The sequence below is a fragment of the Ruminococcus sp. FMBCY1 genome, from assembly GCF_023921805.1.
Classification (GTDB): Bacteria; Bacillota; Clostridia; order Oscillospirales; family Acutalibacteraceae; genus Ruminococcoides; species Ruminococcoides intestinale_A.
Window position 1 is genome coordinate 206,236 of the sequence record NZ_CP074197.1, and the last position, 18,779, is coordinate 225,014.

General features: G+C 37.5%; 11 protein-coding genes, 1 tRNA gene and 3 pseudogenes. 7 read left to right on the forward strand and 8 right to left on the reverse strand.

The genetic code is table 11. The features are described 5' to 3' along the window. Positions 1–46 precede the first annotated feature (46 nt). Positions 47–121 (forward strand) — tRNA-Gln (locus KGF34_RS00950). Positions 122–237: 116 nt separating this feature from the next. Here KGF34_RS00950 and KGF34_RS00955 read toward each other — a convergent pair. After that, positions 238–1,443 carry an ISL3 family transposase gene (locus KGF34_RS00955; RefSeq protein WP_252558941.1) on the reverse strand — a complete coding sequence of 402 codons (1,206 nt, stop codon included), beginning with the start codon at positions 1,441–1,443 and terminating at the stop codon, positions 238–240. Between the two features lie 401 nt (positions 1,444–1,844). On the opposite strand from KGF34_RS00955, the pseudogene KGF34_RS00960 reads away from it, so the two are divergent. From KGF34_RS00960 to KGF34_RS00965, 3 genes and pseudogenes are all read left to right on the forward strand, one after another. Next, positions 1,845–3,065, forward strand: a pseudogene (locus tag KGF34_RS00960) (IS256 family transposase); the annotation flags it as partial. 69 nt (positions 3,066–3,134) lie between these two features. Further along, positions 3,135–3,317, forward strand: a pseudogene (locus tag KGF34_RS11800) (hypothetical protein); the annotation flags it as partial. Between the two features lie 156 nt (positions 3,318–3,473). Further along, the gene (locus KGF34_RS00965; RefSeq protein ID WP_252559539.1) at positions 3,474–5,126 is read left to right on the forward strand and encodes an LPD23 domain-containing protein; all 1,653 of its coding nucleotides are present in this window, start codon (positions 3,474–3,476) and stop codon (positions 5,124–5,126) included. A 111-nt stretch (positions 5,127–5,237) separates the two neighbouring features. Here the strand turns inward: KGF34_RS00965 and KGF34_RS00970 are convergent. The 3 genes and pseudogenes from KGF34_RS00970 to KGF34_RS00980 all read right to left on the reverse strand — a co-directional run. Then, positions 5,238–6,407 (reverse strand): annotated as a pseudogene (locus KGF34_RS00970) (IS256 family transposase); the annotation flags it as partial. Positions 6,408–6,533: 126 nt separating this feature from the next. After that, positions 6,534–7,832, reverse strand: coding sequence for a GHKL domain-containing protein (locus KGF34_RS00975; RefSeq protein WP_252559540.1), 1,299 nt, complete (start codon positions 7,830–7,832; stop codon positions 6,534–6,536). Next, complete coding sequence (locus tag KGF34_RS00980; RefSeq protein ID WP_252559541.1) at positions 7,829–8,548, reverse strand: LytTR family DNA-binding domain-containing protein; 720 nt, start codon at positions 8,546–8,548, stop codon at positions 7,829–7,831. Before KGF34_RS00980 ends, KGF34_RS00975 begins: the two co-directional genes overlap by 4 nt. 296 nt (positions 8,549–8,844) lie before the next feature. Here KGF34_RS00980 and KGF34_RS00985 point away from each other — a divergent pair, with 296 nt between their 5' ends. Beyond that, positions 8,845–9,393: a T6SS immunity protein Tdi1 domain-containing protein gene (locus KGF34_RS00985; protein ID WP_252559542.1), complete on the forward strand. Its 549-nt coding sequence runs from the start codon at positions 8,845–8,847 to the stop codon at positions 9,391–9,393. Between the two features lie 547 nt (positions 9,394–9,940). Here the strand turns inward: KGF34_RS00985 and KGF34_RS00990 are convergent. After that, positions 9,941–11,233, reverse strand: a complete 1,293-nt coding sequence (locus tag KGF34_RS00990) for a UDP-N-acetylglucosamine 1-carboxyvinyltransferase (protein ID WP_252559543.1) — start codon at positions 11,231–11,233, stop codon at positions 9,941–9,943. A gap of 599 nt (positions 11,234–11,832) precedes the next feature. On the opposite strand from KGF34_RS00990, the gene KGF34_RS00995 reads away from it, so the two are divergent. Then, the gene (locus tag KGF34_RS00995; protein ID WP_022234585.1) at positions 11,833–12,150 is read left to right on the forward strand and encodes a metalloregulator ArsR/SmtB family transcription factor; all 318 of its coding nucleotides are present in this window, start codon (positions 11,833–11,835) and stop codon (positions 12,148–12,150) included. Between the two features lie 14 nt (positions 12,151–12,164). Next, positions 12,165–14,519, forward strand: coding sequence for a heavy metal translocating P-type ATPase (locus tag KGF34_RS01000; protein ID WP_252559544.1), 2,355 nt, complete (start codon positions 12,165–12,167; stop codon positions 14,517–14,519). Between the two features lie 220 nt (positions 14,520–14,739). Here the strand turns inward: KGF34_RS01000 and KGF34_RS01005 are convergent, their stop codons facing one another. From KGF34_RS01005 to KGF34_RS01015, 3 genes are read right to left on the reverse strand one after another with little or no spacing between them, the layout of a single operon-like run. Further along, on the reverse strand, positions 14,740–15,384 hold the full coding sequence (locus tag KGF34_RS01005) for a redox-sensing transcriptional repressor Rex (RefSeq protein WP_186936336.1): 645 nt from the start codon (positions 15,382–15,384) through the stop codon (positions 14,740–14,742). A gap of 39 nt (positions 15,385–15,423) precedes the next feature. Then, complete coding sequence (locus KGF34_RS01010; protein ID WP_186936335.1) at positions 15,424–16,635, reverse strand: NADP-dependent isocitrate dehydrogenase; 1,212 nt, start codon at positions 16,633–16,635, stop codon at positions 15,424–15,426. Further along, complete coding sequence (locus KGF34_RS01015; RefSeq protein WP_252559545.1) at positions 16,635–18,566, reverse strand: aconitate hydratase; 1,932 nt, start codon at positions 18,564–18,566, stop codon at positions 16,635–16,637. Before KGF34_RS01015 ends, KGF34_RS01010 begins: the two co-directional genes overlap by 1 nt. Positions 18,567–18,779: the final 213 nt, after the last annotated feature.

Consider the following 18,779-nt stretch of genomic DNA (forward strand, 5'->3'; position numbering starts at 1 on the left):
TAAGTTGCGCTAATCAGAATAAGCGTTTTACACAAAAATTATATATTGGGCTGTCGCCAAGCGGTAAGGCAACGGACTTTGACTCCGTCACCCGTGGGTTCGAATCCCGCCAGCCCAGCCATAAGCACCGATTTTTGAAGTTGGTGCTTTTCTTTTTGGAGTGTTAAAAAATGGCTCTATGTCAATAGTTGGGGTAAACCCGAAAAAGAAGAATTGAAACGAACAAGCGATAGTAAATCAAGCTATCGCTTGTTTTTGCATTTGGTGAGAAAACATATGTAAAATACGGTTACGGAAACGCTTAAAATTTCTGTAACCATAAGCATTACGCTTAAGTACCTTAATCTTGTTGTTGCAGCCTTCGGTAAAACCGTTGGTGATAGCAGAAGAAAAAGAATTCAGAATACCTGGAAGCCAATTGAGCATAGAGTTAGCACATTTTACAAATTGTGCAATACCACAGTCTAAAGCAGAATTTATCCAATCAGAAAAAGCTGTTTTTGCAGACTGTCGGTCTTTGCAATCAAGGATTTTAAGGAAATCCTCTTTGTAAAAATGAGCAGTAGAAAGAGTTGGAGAAGTAAAAAGCATAACATTTACCTGTTGTTTTTGTTCGTCAGAAAGGAGGTCAAATCTTTTTAGTAAAAGCTGTCTTGATTGCTTGAAGTATCTGCGATGAGATTTGCTGAATTTCTTTTGTTCCTGCTTACGAACAGCCTCAAAAGCCCAGATAACTTGCCGTATCCAATGGTATTTATCAACAATCTGTGAGGCATTTTTAAACCACACAGAAGAAATATTAGAGTAGGGTTTCCACATATCACTGACAAAAAACTGAACCTTGTCACGCTGTGACTTATCAAAATGGTTAAAATACTCAGTTAGGAAATGCGCATATCTTTTTGGAAGAATGTCCAAAACAACCTTGTTGACAGGATCGGTGAGAATACATTGATACTTTTCACTGTTCGTATTGCCTTTAAATTCATCAATAGAAATAGCAGATGGGAGCTTTTTAGGAGCGTAGGAAACTAAATCAAAAACCCTGATTACGGAGCTTACAGAGAGGTTAACCTCTCTTGCAACGCTTGAAAAAGAAACTTCATTTCTCAATTTGTCAATGATATACAAAGACAATCTGTTAGTCATACGATGATAACGAGGGAGGAAATCGACATTTTCAGGGAAACGCTTGCCACAGGAGCAACGATATCGACGCTTATAAAGATGAATAAAGATGTGCTTGCCAAAGGCAGGAATATCCTTTATAGGCTGTTCACGATAATCGTGAACCTTATCAGTTAAATTGCCACAGCAAGGACATTTGTGAGGTTTTCGTTTTAACCGGCAGTTAATATGGATTGAATTATCAATTTCTTCAATTTTTTCTATATCAACATCTTGCAATCCTAAGAGTTTTTCGGTAAAATATTTGTAGAGCATATTTGTTCCTCCGTTTCTGGTTTCTAGTCAATTCCATTTTAACGGATTTTAGACAAATATGCTCTACTTTTTTTAAAATTATTTTTGTAGGATCTATTTGTTACCCCAACATTTATTATAGAGCCTAAAAAATCAAGGTGTCTAAGTCAAGGTGTCTAAATGACTATCAAACTTATTATTCACTAATTGCATTTGTGCAGCCAAATGAATATATATTTGAGTGATTGAGATAGAACTATGACCGAGTAGAACCCTGAGGACTTCAAGATTACCGCCCTGGATGAGCTTGTAAAATAAAGTGTGTAAGTTAAAAAATAGCTTGCACACTTTTTCAATTTTTGGAAAGTGAGTTACAATGAAAGGAAGGAAAAAGGAATGAACGAAATGGCAAAAAGAGAGAAAGCACACGGGGCGAGAACCTCGCAAAGCAAATTCTCGAACAGTATCATCCGAAAAGCGTTGCAGATATGCAGGACGCCTTGGAAGACATTTTCGGTTCGATGTTTGAAGCAATGCTGCAAGGCGAAATGAACAATCACTTAGGCTATGAGAGCAACGACCACGGCATAAAAACGACTGATAATCGACGCAACGGTTATACGAACAAAAAGATCAAAACGAGTGCCGGCGAAGTAGATATCAAAGTACCTCGTGACCGTGATTCGAGCTTTGAAACACAGCTTATACCGAAGCGGCAAAAGGATGTATCCGAGATTGAAGAAAAGGTTTTGACGATGTATGCAAAAGGAATGAGCCAGCGTGATATTGCCGAAACGATTGAGGATATATATGGCTTTGAAATCTCACACGAAACAGTGTCGCAAATAACCGATTGCGTTTTAGATAAACTTGACGATTGGCAAAACAGGCCTTTGAAAAGGATGTACACATTTCTGTTTGTGGATTGTATGTATGCTACAATCAGAAAAGAGTATGAGAGCAAGAATTATGCAGTATATACGATTTTAGGCTATGATATTGACGGACAAAAGGACATTTTAGGCTTGTGGCTTAACGAAAACGAAAGCAAACACACATGGATGCAAATATTTGATGAATTAAAAACACGGGGTGTGGAGGACGTATTGTTTATCTGTATGGATGGTGTTTCCGGTCATGAAGACGGTGCAAAAGCGATATTTAAAGATGTTGTCGTGCAGCGTTGTATCGTACATTTAATTCGAAATTCAATTAAATATGTGCCAAGCAAGGACTACAAAAAATTCACACAATCGCTTAAAAAAGTTTACAGAGCACCAAGTCTTAATGGATGCAGAAAAGCATTTGAAAAGTTTTGTCAGGAGTGGTCACAATATCCCGGAGCAGTTGATGTGTGGAAACGAAATTTCAACCATGTCGAGCAGCTTTTCGATTATGGCAGTGCCGTTCGTAAGGTTATGTATACAACCAATGCGGTTGAAAGCATAAATTCAAGTTTCAGAAAAGTTACAAAAAAGAGGGCTTTTCCAAATGAAAACGCACTACTCAAATTGCTCTATTTACGCACAACCGAGCTTTACAAAAAGTGGAATGGCAGTAAGGTTCAAAATTGGGCAATGGTCAGAAATCAACTGTCTACAAATGAAAAAATCAGTGCCCTTATTGAAAATACGAGCACATGATTTGAAGCATTAACATAATTTTTATGATTTTTAAAAAACTTACACACTTTTCTTGACAAAGCCGTTAATGGAAGACTTGTTTTATTTGGTGATGTATATGACAGCAAAAACAATCCTGTACTTGTTGCACTTGAGTTAAATCCGACAGAAAAAGGCGGTAAAAGTTTAAATATAATAAAAATAGCGAGTGCTTACGGCAAAGATGTTGATTTGCAAGGCTTTATAAATAAAAGTAAAATTTTGTATGTTGAACCAAATAAAGAAAGAACCCATAATTGGCTGTCGGTTAATAGGCTCAAATTGCCGTTACCCAGTACCAGATTTGGATTCTTTAATAACAGTATATCTCAAAGTGAAAATAATGTCAATACGAAAAATGACGAAAGTAGCAATGATATCAAATACAGCATGGGAGGATTGAAAGCAGAAACTGCGGACAAGAGTGCACTTGAGAAAGCTATGGAGCTTGAAAAGGACGGTACAGATTCCGAGAAAATCCGTAAGGAAACGGGTTGGTTTAAGGGATATGACGGCAAGTGGCGATTTGAGATAGATAACAGCGAATTAGAGTTTAAAACAGATATCGAAAAGAACAGAGCTGCCGCAATTGAACTTGCGAAAATGAAAGTTAAAAGTGCAGAGCTTGAAGAAAAGATTGTAAATAATACAGCAACAAAAGCAGAGGAAAATGAATACTACAATCTTGACGAAAAAATGATTGAGTACAGAAAAGGAGTGAAATTGAGTGATGTAATAAATCATCCCAAACTTTTTGAAGCGTATCCGCAACTAAAGAATGTAGATGTTTATTACGAGATTTCTTCGGTTAATCGAGGTGTATACAGTTCAAACGGTAATGTGATAATGTTAAATCCGATGAATACGATTGATGAGCAGAAAGAAGCGATTATTCATGAAATTCAGCACGCAATACAGGGAATAGAAAATTTTGCGAATGGAAGTAATTTGGAATACTGGAAAAATCTCGGATACAGCGATGAAGAAGCAATGGCAATGTATTATAACACTGCCGGAGAAAGAGAAGCAAGAGATGTTTCTGCCAGAAGAGATTACAATGCAGAGCAAAGAAAAAACATCCGTCCGGACATTGACCGGAAAGATGTTGTATTTGCTAATAGCGGTGATGTAGGGTATTCGGCGGATGAAAATATAATGCAAAATGATTTTGAGAAGAAAGTTGACCAGATAGAGAATAATACATATAATTCAGATGATGTTGTTATTATGGGTAGAACCCCAAAAGTGTTACAGGATATTGGATTTAATTCGCTGCCTGTTGCGATGACGAAAAAACATATATATTCTGTTGCAGTATCAGAAGCGAGGGCGAAAAATGAGGGGAGATATAAGCAAAACACTAATTATCATGATTTAGGTTTCAATACGGTTAAGCAAATTTATAATAAAATTTCTGATCCGCTTATGGTAATTGCTCACCCTGATTTTACTAATAAAGAGAGCAGGGACAGTACTCATAAAGTTATTGCATTGGTTGATTTATCCGTAAATAATAAGCAGGTAATAGCACCTATTGCGGTAGATTTTGAAGGTATATATAACAAAAAAATAATTGATGTCAATCTTGTAGCAACATACTTTAATAAAAACAATATTAATGATTTAATCAAAGAAGCAATAGCTTTAGAGAATAATAATCAGGTTGGTTTTTATTATTTAGACAAAAAAAGAACTCAAAGTATAATTAAGCATGAAGGGTACCAATTACCCAGTATACTTAATAACTCGAGTTCCAACATTATTATACGCAAAATTGATAGCAATGTCAACAAAAAAATTAAAAAAATTACCCAAAGCCAGCAGTTTGTAAGGTGGTTCGGTGATTGGCAGAATAAGCCGAAAACTGCAAGCAAGGTTGTGGACGGCAACGGTGAGCCTCTTGTAGTGTATCACCAGACGGGAAATGATTTTACAGTATTTGATACTAAGCATACCGGTGCGGGTGAGTTTGACAGCGAAATGCCGACAGGAATATTTATGAAGCCGACAAATAGGGTACCCCATAAATTTCTGTGTAAATAATAATCCTTCAAGCAATAACAAAACAGCGGATTGCAGTGTAATCAGTCTTTCTGATTTGCCCCGTGTCAACTTTTCATTCCGCAGACAGGAAATTCTATTCTCGGGGGCAAATCAAGCCGGTATTCTGTCCTCAAATATTATCGATAACTGGCTTAAAACAACATCCCAGTTTCGACATCTTTGTGTCCAGCGTTCGACAATCTTTTGCGACGCTAAATACAACATTTTGCGCAGGCTGTCATCATTCGTGAATGACGGCTTGTTCTTCGTAATCTGCCTGAACTGGCGGTTCAGCCCTTCGATAATATTCGTTGTATATATTATCTTCCGAACCTCGGGCGGATATGCGAAGAATGTGGATAGAATATCCCAATTTTCCTCCCAACTTTTCACGCAGGATGGATAAGTTTTGCCCCACTTGTCCTTGAACAAAATCAGGTTGTTCATAGCTTCTTCCTCGTTGATAGCTTGATATACTTTCTTGAGGTCAACCATCAGCCCCTTGATGTGTTTGTAGCTTACAAATCTTGTGCTTGAGCGTATCTGATGAATGATGCAACGCTGAATTTGTGCGTTCGGAAAAGCCGCTTCAATAGCTTGTCTGAAATCTGTCAGACCGTCAACGCAGAACAGAAATACGTCTTTAATCCCACGAGTTTTGAGCTCGTTCAACACATTCAACCAAAATTTACTGCTCTCATTTTCGCCAATCCATATGCCGAGAATATCTTTCTGCCCGTCAAGATTGATGCCCAAAACTACATACGCAGCCTTCGTGATATACTGATGATTTTCCTTGACCTTGTAATGAATTGCATCCATAAGCACAAACGGATATACAGCTTCAAGAGGTCGATTTTGCCATGCAGTCACATCGGGCATAATCTTCTCGCTGATTTTGCTGACAAGCTCGGGAGAGATTTCTACATCATACAGATTTTTGATTTGTTCGGAAATATCACGCTGGCTCATTCCACAGGCATAAAGTGAGAGGATTTTCTCTTCCATACCGTCTGCATTGCGGTTGTATTTGCTGATTATTTTGGGTTCTTATTCGCCGTTTCTATCCCTCGGAATTTTGATTTCAAGCTCTCCCATCTGCGTTTTTATCGTCTTTTTCGAGTAGCCGTTTCTGTAATTTTTCGACTTATTGCCACATTCATCATTCGACGTTCTTTCGCTTTTCTCATAGCCGAGTTCATCGGCAAGCTCACATTCCATAACCTCCTGAAGAATGTCCTTGAACATATCTTTCATCGCTGTCATCACTTCATCTGTTGATGTGAAATTCTGACTTCTTCTTTACCTTGATTCGCTATCTTTCTATTTCTTCTGTCCGTTCACCATCCCACAAAAATAGTGATGAACCACTTTTTTTATCAGTCATCGCTTTTTTGTGTTATTATTTTATTTAATTTTCAAAACAACTGCGAGAGTGAATTTCATATTTTCGGGGTCAAAATTATGACTTACATTACCGTTGTATTGTTTGGCTATTCGTTCTATACTTTTTATTCCGTAGCCGTGAATAAATTTATTGCTTTTGGTTGTCTGTAATTTGCCGTCCTTAAGATTGGGAGCACTTGCACAGTAATTCCATATGTTGATTACAATATAGTTTGTGTTCGTTTGCTTAACTGTAAGCTCAATTTTCTTGTTATCGGCATTTTGCGTTGCCTCGAGAGCGTTTTCAAGAATATTATCAAGTAATGATGTTATATCGTTATTTGAAATGCAAGAAAAATCTATATCTCGAATATCGCAGTAGAAGTCAATCTCTTTATCTTTGCAAGCACTGACATATCTGTTTATGATTGCATTTATAAGTTTGTTATCGCTGTATTTCTTTAAGTATTTAATCTGATAATCTTCATACAGACTGTCAATGTATTTGTTTATGCTTTCAAAGTCTTTTTCGTTTGAAAGTTCTTTTATTGAAAGCAAGTGGCGTTTTATATCGTGAATTAAAATATTAGAATTTTCGTATTGATTTTGTAAAATAGAGTAATATTCGGTATCAATTTCTGATTTTTGCTTTTGCAGCTTTAGCGCCGTGTTTTCGTATTGAGTTTTCAATACGTCTTCGTGTACAAGAAAAACAACTATATTTGAATACATTAAAAGCAGAGCGCCTACCGCAAACAAAACATATGTAAATTCGTCAAGTTTATAGTTAAGCGAAATGTATGACATACCGCATATTATAAGTATTGACGCCATCGGCAGAAAGAAAAGCATATCTGTTTTATTTAGCTTCAAATTTTCTTTATTTTCTTTGACGGAAATTTTAGATACAAAGTATGCAATAAAGAAGAAAAATAACTGCGAGCTGCCGCTTAATAAGAAAAATATCATACCGTTCTCAGTGATTCCTTTAATATCAATATTAAAAGTTACCATTACAAGAAACAGCAGAGTCATTTTTGTTATGAGAGTTATAGATGTGAGAAGAATTGAAGTAAATATTGCTTGAAAAACATTTGTGTTAAAGCAAAAAATACACAGCAACAGATTGCAAGCTAAAAATGCTACAATATTTGAATATTCGACACCTACCGTATTTATTATAAATTGCAGTGCAGCAGACAATGAAAAACATAAAAATAAACCCATATTGCTCATTTTCTGAGCAAATTTGCTGGAAATAAATATGTAAGAAATGATTGCCCCAAATACCGTTACCGTCGCATAGCTGAAAATTATCATACAATACCTCCCGCAAAATCAAAAAAGGCTTTTTTAAATTCTGCGTATTTTCTTTGCGAAATGCAATGCTCCATAAGATTCTCATTGGCCCCCTGAAATGTAATTGAACTTTTATCAAAGTTAATTACATTCTGTAAGTTTACGATATAGCTTTTATGCGATTGGACAAAGCAGTTAGGCTGATTGATTATTTCGTACCATTCGGCAGGTTTCTTATTGGTTTCGTATGATTTGTATTTAGTAACGATAAGTGAACCGTGTTTTCTGTTTTCAATATAGAGAATATCCCTTGTTTTTACGGTGAAAATTTCGTCATATTTTTCTATTATAATACTTTTACTGATTTTCTTGTAATAGTCAACGGCTTCAAGAAAATTTCTGTTAAACCTTTCAGTGTCAATCGGCTTTGAAAGATATCTGAAAACCTGAATTTTCATTGCACTGTCAAGGTAAGCCGGATATGAGGTAAGAATCATAATAATAATGTCAGGGTTTAATTGTTTTAATCTTTCCGATACCTCAAGTCCGTTTACGGCAGGCATTTGAACATCGACTATAGCGATGTCGTAAGAATGTTTTTCTTTAAAAATAAAATCACCGCAGGTACGCATATCTATATTAAATTCTATTTTATAGTTTTTTTGAAGATTACGTATAAGTGACCGTACTTTTTCGAGTATTGATTTATCATCATCACAAAGCAGAATATTAAGCACCGAAATTCCCCCTTTAGAAGATATTATACAACATAATTTTTAATTTGTCATATAAAAAACATCACTTTTGACTTTTTTTAATGCGTTTTTGCCCAAACTGTAACAAATGAAAATCCTTGTGCTATAATAAAATCAGTAAATAAAGGAAAAACAAGTACATTTAGAAGTTTTGTATTTAGCGGTTTTGATTATGGCACTTCACAGCTACTTCATACATCTGCGATATGATGTGTGAAGTAAAGCGGTGCTGTGCAACGGTACGGAGGTTTGTATAAAATAAAAAGGGAGAAATACTCTTGAATACAGTTGCATTACAGGATTTTCAATCATATGCAAAAGTTAATGACAATGTTATTAACAAATTCAAGAATAAAATTCCTGAAACTTTGCTTAAAATTTGGCAAAATTACGGATTAGGCACTTCTATGAACGGATATATTAAAGTGATTAATCCCGATGATTATCAAAGTATAATTGATAATACATACTTTCCGTATAAAGACGCAGTTCCCATTTTTGTAACTGCATTTGGTGACATAATTACCTTGGAAAGCGGCGAATATATAAGTATAATGTATCTTCGCTACGGAAAATGTGAACTGATGCTCAAAGATTTTGATTTCTTTTTAAAAAGACTTGCAGACAAGAGCTTTTTAAACGAATTTTTTTCTTTGAATCAGTATTATAAAGCTGTTAACGAACATGGAAATTTGTTGTATATAGAGTGTTTTGGTTATATGCCTTTATTAGCGCTCGGTGGGGACGAAGACACCGATAATCTGAAAAAATTTCAGATACCGGAGCACATAGCGTTGATAAATTCATATTTCCTCATACTGATGTAAATCCGTTCTGCCTGACATCTTGAGATTTATAAAAATTGAGTAATCGGCAATATTGATGTTTAAAGAGAGAGGGAGCAAGATGTTAGGCAACGAGATTTAATTTTAAAATTTTAGGCGGATACTTGCAAAGAGTACCCGCCTATTTTTTCGTAAAAGTTATGGTTTTGCGGATTGTCGGTCGGGCATTGAAATTTAGCTAACGCTAAATTATCCTCCCAAAAACAAAAAAGTTTACTCAATTTTTTCAAAAATTGCGGGTATGGGCAGCGCCCATAAAAATCTTCCGATATAACAATTTATCAGGAGCAAACAGCGAGCTGTTTGGCTATCGTTAGATTGCATAAACGGAAAGTATTTGTGGGCTTTGCCCACACCCACGACCTTTGAAAAGGTCGACCAAACTTTTATAATTGCTTTTCCAATTTATTCCGCTAAACCATAATTTACACAAACGATTAGTATTGAATTTTGATAAATAATCTAATTTATTATGAAAAAAACCGCTTGAGCTATAAAACTCAAGCGGTTAAATTTTTATGTTTAATTATTAAGCCCGAAGTTCTTCTTCGTTATCGCCTGCATAATAAACTTTTTTGATGTCAGCACCCAATGCTCTGAATTTTTCAATTACATCTTCATAGCCACGCTCAATGTACTGGATACTTGAAATTTCAGTAACACCGTTAATTTCAAGTGCCGCAATAATCATTGCTGCACCGGCTCTTAGATCGGTAGCTTTTACAGGAGCTGCTGTAAGCAGAGATCCGCCCTCAATAATTGCAAGTCTGCCCTCAACAGAAATGTGTGCACCCATTCTAACAAGCTCACTTACATACTGATAACGGTTATCCCATACATTTTCATTTATAATGCTTGTACCCGGTACACTTACAAGAAGTGCGGCAAATTGCGGCTGACAGTCAGTAGGGAAACCGGGATGTGGCATAGTCTTAATATTACAACGCTTTAAAGGATTCTTTGTAGCGTCAATTTTGATAGCCTCATCGTATTCGGTAATTACAACACCCATTTCACGGAGTTTAGCTGTAATTGATTCAAGGTGCTTTGGAGTAATGTTATTTACTGTAATGCAACCTCTTGTAGCAGCTGCCGCACACATATATGTGCCTGCCTCAATCTGATCCGGAATAATCGAATATGTTATGCCGTGGAGATATTTTACGCCACGGATTTTAATAACATCTGTACCTGCGCCTCTTACATCTGCGCCCATTGAATTAAGAAAGTTAGCGAGGTCAACAATATGCGGTTCTCTTGCGGCATTTTCAATGATAGTCATACCCTCGGCTTTAGATGCCGCAAGCATAATATTCATTGTAGCTCCTACAGATACTACATCAAGGTAAATATGCTCACCGTGAAGATTATCAGCATCTGCCTCAATAATCGCGCCGTCAACAAGCTGTGTTACTGCGCCCATAGCTTCAAAGCCTTTTAAATGCTGATCAATCGGACGGACACCGAAGTTACAACCACCCGGTAAAGCAACCTGAGCTTTACCGCATCTGCCCAGAAGAGCACCGAGAAGGTAATAAGATGCTCTCATACCTCTTACAAGTTCTGTTGTTGCAGAGTGAGTTGAAATATGTGTCGGGTCTATATAAAGTGATGATTTATTAATTCTTCTTACCTGTGCACCCATCTGCTGAAGAATTCTGCTGATAAGTGAAACATCGCTGATGTTAGGTATATTTTCAATCTGACAAGGCTCGTCACAAAGGATTACTGCCGGGATAATTGCTACTGCGGCGTTTTTTGCACCGCTGATATTTACTTCACCAAAAAGCGGCTTACCGCCGTTTACTACAAACTTTTCCAAACCGTTACACTCCAATTCCATATACTGTACATTCACAATAACGAATATGTGAGTTTACATAATCTAAATCTAAATAAAAGTGCGTGCCAAAAAACAGCAACATTGATTGCTGTAAAAATGAGTATCTGCCAGATTACTCAACTGATAATAGTATATCCACAAATATATTACATTTTCTTAAAACACACATTTTGTAGCATTACAACAAGGTAACACTAACATTCCTATACAGAAAATGATACTACAAAATTGTAGTAAAGTCAACGCATATTTGGAATTGTAACATATTTTTATCTAAAATGTACTCAAATTATATGAATGAAATCAAGTTTATTCTTATTATGACTAAGCAAGATTACATACTTGTAATTATTCTTATAAAAAATAATACTGCTGTCATAATTGCAATACGGAATTAAAATCTTGCAATATTTTTCAGGATATAATTGCATATATAATGTAAGAAATTCTGAAAAATATTTAAATATTTACCAAATAATTTTTTAAATTGTATTGACAATTACTTTTTTATGTGCTATACTCAAGCTAACATATGAACATATAAACATATGAACAGATTAATAAACGGAGATAGGAATATGGCAGAACTAAATGAAAAGAAAGAAAAAGAAATTCCTGATTTGGAAGTGCTGTTTGATTTAGCGGATCTTTTTAAAGTATTCGGCGATTCGACAAGAATCAGAATAATGTTTGCAATTTCCGATAATGAGATGTCGGTGCTTAGTATTGCAGAGGCTTTAAATATGGAGCAAAGCACTATTTCTCATCAGTTGAGAGTATTAAGACAAAACAAACTTGTTAGGGTCAGAAGAGAGGGGAAGCAAATTTATTATACTCTTGATGACGACCATGTTAAAAAAATTATTGAAATGGGACTTGATCACGTTCTCGAGTAAGGAGGGTGTTTTTTATGAAATATAATTTTACACTTGAAAATCTTAACTGTGCGCATTGTGCGGGAAAGATAGAGCAGAAATTAGCTGAAACAGACGGTTATGAGAATGTAAATTTCAACTTTGCAAATAAAAAACTCGTACTTCAATGTTCGCGTGATGTAACGGCACAGGATATACAGGCGGTTTGTGACAGCATCGAAGACGGTGTAGAAGTTATTGATAATACAAAGAGAAAGAATTTAAAGCAGTACACTTTCACACTTGAAAATCTCAACTGTGCGCACTGTGCAGGAAAGATAGAGAAGAAATTAGCCGAAACAGACGGCTATGAGAATGTTAATTTCAATTTTGCAAATAAAAAACTTGTGTTTGAGTCAGCAGAGGATGTAACGGCACAGGACATACAGGCAGTTTGTGACAGCATTGAAGACGGTGTAGAAGTTATTGATAACAATGTAAAAGAAAACACTGTAACTGCCAAAAAGGTAAATTCAGCCAAGGAAGATAAAAAGGTTGAAATAAAGAATGAACTTATTTCTATTATTACAGCGGCTGTGCTTGGTGTAGCGGCTTTCGGTCTTGAACTTACTGTATTTCCTGATGCTGAATTCGGTACTGTAGGTTGGTTTGTTCTACTCGGACTAAGCCTTGTTGCCACTGTTTTGTCAGGTTGGAGAACATTTATTAAAGGCGTAAAATCGGTGTTTAAATTACAGATAGATGAAACTACATTGCTTACAATTGCTGTTATTGCGGCATTTGCGTTAGGCGAGTTTGTAGAGGCGGCTATGGTTACTATTCTCTTTGCAGTCGGCGAAATTGTAGAAGAGAAAGCAGTATCTGCATCGAGAAGTGATATTGCAAAACTTGCGCAGATTCGTCCCGATAATGCAACCGTACTTATAAACGGCAAGGAGGTTGTAAAAGCCGCCGAGGATGTTAAAATAGGCAGTACAATTGTAGTTAAACCACACGAAAGAGTACCGCTTGACGGTGTTATTACTAAAGGAAATACTACTCTTGATACTTCGGCGCTTACAGGTGAGAGTGTTCCTGTCGACGCAGAGGTCGGCAGTGAAGTAATGAGCGGAATGATTAACGGTAATTCTTTAATAGAAATAAAAACTACTAAGGAATTTGGCGACAGTACAGCGGCAAGAATTATTAAACTTGTTGAAGATGCAGCCGCTACAAAGGGACAGAGTGAAAAGCTTATCAGCCGTTTTGCAGCTGTTTACACACCGATTATTATACTTATTTCTATTGTAGTTGCTATTGTTCCTCCGCTTGTGGGGCTTGGCAGTTTCAGCACATGGATTTATCGTGCTTTGGTTTGTCTTGTTGCATCTTGCCCTTGTGCAATCGTAATTTCGGTTCCGCTTTCTTATTATTCGGGTCTTGGCGCATCATCAAAAATCAGCGTTCTTATTAAGGGCGGCAAGTATATCGAAGCTCTTGCAAAGGCTGACGCATTTGTATTTGACAAGACAGGTACACTTACAACAGGCGAGCTTTCTGTAAACAAAGTTTTTGCTTACGGCAATCATACTTCATCTGAAATTATTGCACTTGCAGCCGCTTGTGAAAGATATTCTTCACATCCGATTGCTATGGCAATAAAAAATAAGGCAGAAAAGGAAAACTTACCTGAACTTTCAGATTACAGCGAAAAGGCGGGACAGGGAGTTACAGCTGTATATAACGGCAAAGCTCTTGTATGCGGCGGCACAAAGGTTTTAAGCGATAAACAAAAGGTAAATGCAGAAAAAACCGCATCTGTATATGTAATCTACGACGGTGAATTAATCGGTGCAATCTCTGTTAGCGATACATTAAGACCGGAGGCAAAGAGTGTAATTGCAGAGTTAAGAAAACTCGGTGTTAAAGACAGTGTAATGCTTACGGGTGATAAAAAAGAAAATGCAATGGATATTGCAAATGAACTTAAACTTGATTCTTATTCGGCAGAGCTTATGCCGTCAGATAAACTTGAAAAACTTATAGATATAAAGAAAACTCATAAGTCTGTATGCTTTATCGGTGACGGTATCAATGATGCCCCTGTTCTTACTGCAAGCGATTGCGGTTTTGCAATGGGATTCGGCAGTGAGGCTGCTATTGAGGCGGCAGATGCTGTGCTTGCGGCAGGTAATTTAAAACAGTTACCGTTGTCTGTCAGAATAGCAAAGAAAGTTGTTGCTACTGTAAAGACAAACATTACATTTGCACTTGGTGTAAAGACAATTGTAATTATCCTTGCAATACTCGGTATCGCTCCGATGTGGTTGTCTGTAATAGCAGATACAGGCGTAAGCGTACTTTGCGTACTTTATGCTGCAAGACTTCTTCATACAGTTGATAAAAAGTAATTTATAAATAGATAGATTTCCTATCATAAAAACTACCGCATTCCGATTGGAGTGCGGTAGTTAATTGTTGTTTTTTTATTAAATTAATTGGAGTGAATTATTATTTTGCTTAACTCGTGCACTAAACCATAAATTAACATTGAACCTTTTAACTTTGTGATAAACTAAGTTAAGCATAATTAAAAGGCTGTTCCGAAGATAGGAAACAGCCTTTATTTAATTATAAGATTTTATCTCGGTTATTCATTTTGTAACATAAGGTCATAAGACTGTCACTTAGGTGTACATTTTCAACAAGGGTGTCGCTGTACTTTCTTGCAATGTCATAGTGACTGAAATTCCAATAGTTCTTTATGCCGTAGCCATAAAGTTTGTCAAGTACATTTTCTACACATACTCTCGGAATACACAAAAACGCTGTATTGATTTTGTTGTTCTGACAGAACTCGTCAAGCAGACTGTCGTGCATTATTGTAAGATTATTCAGCTTTTTGCCAACTTTTTCTTCGTTACAGTCAAAACAGGCGATAAGTTCAAAGCCGAGCTTTTCAAAGTTCATATGCTTGGCAACCGCTTTACCAAGGTTGCCGGCACCGATAAGTATAGCTTTATAATTATTGTTAAGACCAAGAATATTTTGTATTTCTTCCTTAAGCTGAGAAACACTGTAACCGTAGCCCTGCTGACCGAATCCACCAAAGCAGTTAAGATCCTGTCTTACCTGAGAAGCGGTTACATTCATAATTTCAGCCAGTTTTGTAGATGAAATTTTATCAATGTTTTGTTCGTTAAGCTCAGACAAGAAACGATAATATCTGGGCAGTCTTCTGATTACAGACATTGAAATGTTGTCATTTCTGGACATTGTACTTTAACCTTACTCCTTTAACCGAATTGTGTTTGCTTATGCAAGTGAAGCGGCAAGATGCTCGTTTATTGCAAGCAAGAAATCTTCTGAATTAACCTTTTTCTTGTTTTCAAGAGTTGAAATAGCATAAAGGTCGCCTGTCATAATGCCGTCTTCAATAGTGTCGATAGTAGCTTTCTCAAGCTTGTCCGCAAAGTTCATAAGTTCAGGAAGATTATCAAGCTCGCCACGCTTTCTGAGAGCGCCTGTCCAAGCAAAGAGAGTTGCAACAGAGTTTGTGGAAGTTTCCTCGCCCTTAAGATACTTATAATAATGGCGCTGAACTGTACCGTGTGCAGCTTCATACTCATAAACACCGTCAGGTGAAACAAGTACACTTGTCATCATAGCAAGTGAGCCGAAAGCAGTAGCAATCATATCGCTCATTACATCGCCGTCATAGTTTTTGCAAGCCCACATATAGCCGCCCTCACTTCTGATAACTCTTGCTACAGCGTCATCAATAAGTGTGTAGAAATATGTAATGCCTGCCTGCTCAAATTTCTCTTTGTATTCATTCTCAAAGATTTCAGCAAAAAGATCCTTAAATCTGTGGTCGTACTTCTTGCTGATTGTATCTTTTGTAGCAAACCATACATCAAGTTTCTGGTCGAGTGCATAGTTAAAACATGAACGGGCAAATGAAGAAATACTCTTGTCAAGGTTGTGCATACCCTGAATGATACCGTCTGTCTTGAAATCAAAGATTGTACTTCTTTCTTCTGTACCGTCAGGCTTGGTAACGCAAAGTTCAGCCTTGCTGCCCGCCTTAACAACCATTTCTGTATTTTTGTAAACATCACCGTAAGCGTGACGGGCAATACAGATTGGCTTTTTCCATGTAGGAATGTACGGAGTGATACCCTTTACAAGGATAGGACTTCTGAATACTGTACCGTCAAGGATAGCACGGATTGTGCCATTTGGTGATTTCCACATCTGCTTGAGGTTGTACTCGTCCATTCTTGCAGCATTTGGTGTGATTGTAGCACATTTTACGGCAACGCCGTATTTCTTTGTAGCCTCTGCACTGTCAACAGTAACCTGGTCATCTGTTTTGTTTCTGTTTTCAAGACCGAGGTCATAATACTCGCTCTTTAAATCAATGTATGGGTAAATAAGAATGTCTTTGATTTTCTGCCAAAGAACTCTTGTCATTTCGTCGCCGTCCATCTCAACGATGGGGGTAGTCATTTTAATTTTATCCATTAGCTGTTCTCCTTTGTATAGTCAAGCAAACCGCCTGCAAGAATAATTGCTCTTGTTCTGTCTGAAAGCTCACAGTCGGCAACAATGGTTTCGCCTGTTGTCTTGTTTACAACTGTAACAGCCGAGCCTTCTGCAATTTCCTTTTTAACATTAGGAAACTCAAGCATATCGCCGAGCTTAATCTTATCGTAATCGGCAGTGTTTTGGAATGTAAGCGGAAGAATACCTGCGTTAATGAGGTTACTCTTATGGATTCTTGCAAAACTCTTTACAAGAACTGCCTTAACGCCGAGGAAGAGCGGAGCAAGTGCTGCGTGCTCTCTTGATGAACCCTGACCGTAGTTTTCGCCGCCTACGATAATGCTCTTGCCGAGAGTTTTTGCTCTTTCAGGAAATTCCTTATCGCATACTGTAAAGCAGTGCTGTGAAATAGCAGGAATATTTGAACGGAGCGGAAGAATCTTTGCACCGGCAGGCATAATGTGGTCGGTTGTAATGTTGTCGCCAACCTTAAGTGAGCAAGATGCCTCGATAGACTCTGTAAGAGGGCTTGTCTTAGGATATTCCTTAATGTTTGGTCCTCTTAAGATTTCAACATTGTCCATTTCCTCAACAGGAGCAGGAGCAATAACCATATTATCATTAATGAGGAACTTCTCGGGAAGTTCAATTTCTGCGGCAGGACCGAGTTTTCTTGGGTCTGTAAATACACCTGCAAGTGCCGAAACAGCAGCTGTTTCAGGCGATACGAGGTAAATCTGACCGTCAGCTGTACCGCTTCTGCCCTCAAAGTTACGGTTGAAAGTACGGAGTGAAATACCCTTGCTGTTAGGTGACTGTCCCATACCTATACATGGACCGCAGGCACTTTCAAGAATTCTTGCGCCGGCAGCAATCATATCGGCAAGTGCGCCGTTCATAGCAAGCATATTGAATACCTGCTTACTGCCCGGAGCAATAGCAAGTGAAACGCCGTCTGCAACTGTTTTGCCCTTTAAGATATGGGCAACTCTCATAAGGTCAAGATAACTTGAGTTTGTGCAAGAACCGATACATACCTGGTCAATCTTCTGACCCTCAAGCTCGCTGATCGGTTTAACATTATCAGGTGAATGTGGACAAGCGGCGAGCGGTTCAAGCTCCGAAAGGTTAATTTCAATAACCTCATCGTAAACTGCGTCTGCGTCTGCGCTTAACTCTGTGTAGTCTTCCTCTCTGCCCTGAGCCTTGAGAAATTCTCTTGTGATTTCGTCAGAAGGGAATACGGATGTTGTAGCGCCGAGCTCAGCACCCATATTTGTAATTGTAGCACGCTCCGGAACTGTAAGTGTTTTGACACCTTCGCCGCCGTACTCAACAATTTTGCCGACGCCGCCCTTAACGCTCATAACTCTTAATACTGCAAGAATAATATCCTTTGCAGAAACCCATGGGCTGAGTTTACCCGTAAGATTAACTCTTACCATCTTAGGCATTGTGATGTAATATGCACCGCCGCCCATAGCAACAGCAACATCAAGACCGCCTGCACCGATAGCAAGCATTCCGATACCGCCGCCTGTAGGTGTGTGGCTGTCGGAACCGATTAATGTTTTGCCAGGCTTACCGAATCTTTCAAGGTGTACCTGGTGGCAAATACCGTTGCCCGGTCTTGAAAAATAAATGCCGTGCTTTTTACATACAGACTGAATAAATCTGTGGTCGTCGGCATTTTCAAAACCTGTCTGCAATGTGTTGTGGTCTATATATGCAACGCTCTTTTCGGTTTTGACTCTTGGAATACCCATAGCCTCGTATTCTATGTAAGCCATTGTGCCTGTTGCGTCCTGTGTAAGAGTCTGGTCAATGCGTAAGCCGATGTCGTTGCCGACAACCATTTCGCCGCATACCAAATGCTCTTTAATAATTTTCTGTGCAATTGTGTAGCCCATTTGATTACCTCCGCAAAAAGTATTTTGTGGTATTTGCATTATTAAAAGCAATAACCCGTGTACATTAATTGCCCATTATAAGGCAATTATTAGTATCTATTATATAACATTTTTCTTCTTATGTAAAGTAAAAATGGATGTAAATACGAAAATTTGCGATTTTGGCACTATCTGTTGTTTATTTTTAAAAATAAATTGAATTTTCAACATTTA

Excerpts from the sequence above, each read along its gene's own strand:
- KGF34_RS00955 (WP_252558941.1), bottom strand. The coding sequence starts at position 1,443 with ATGCTCTACAAATATTTTACCGAAAAACTCTTAGGATTGCAAGATGTT.
- KGF34_RS00965 (WP_252559539.1), top strand. The coding sequence starts at position 3,474 with ATGGGAGGATTGAAAGCAGAAACTGCGGACAAGAGTGCACTTGAGAAA.
- KGF34_RS00975 (WP_252559540.1), bottom strand. The coding sequence starts at position 7,832 with ATGATAATTTTCAGCTATGCGACGGTAACGGTATTTGGGGCAATCATT.
- KGF34_RS00995 (WP_022234585.1), top strand. The coding sequence starts at position 11,833 with ATGGCAGAACTAAATGAAAAGAAAGAAAAAGAAATTCCTGATTTGGAA.
- KGF34_RS01000 (WP_252559544.1), top strand. The coding sequence starts at position 12,165 with ATGAAATATAATTTTACACTTGAAAATCTTAACTGTGCGCATTGTGCG.
- KGF34_RS01005 (WP_186936336.1), bottom strand. The coding sequence starts at position 15,384 with ATGTCCAGAAATGACAACATTTCAATGTCTGTAATCAGAAGACTGCCC.
- KGF34_RS01010 (WP_186936335.1), bottom strand. The coding sequence starts at position 16,635 with ATGGATAAAATTAAAATGACTACCCCCATCGTTGAGATGGACGGCGAC.
- KGF34_RS01015 (WP_252559545.1), bottom strand. The coding sequence starts at position 18,566 with ATGGGCTACACAATTGCACAGAAAATTATTAAAGAGCATTTGGTATGC.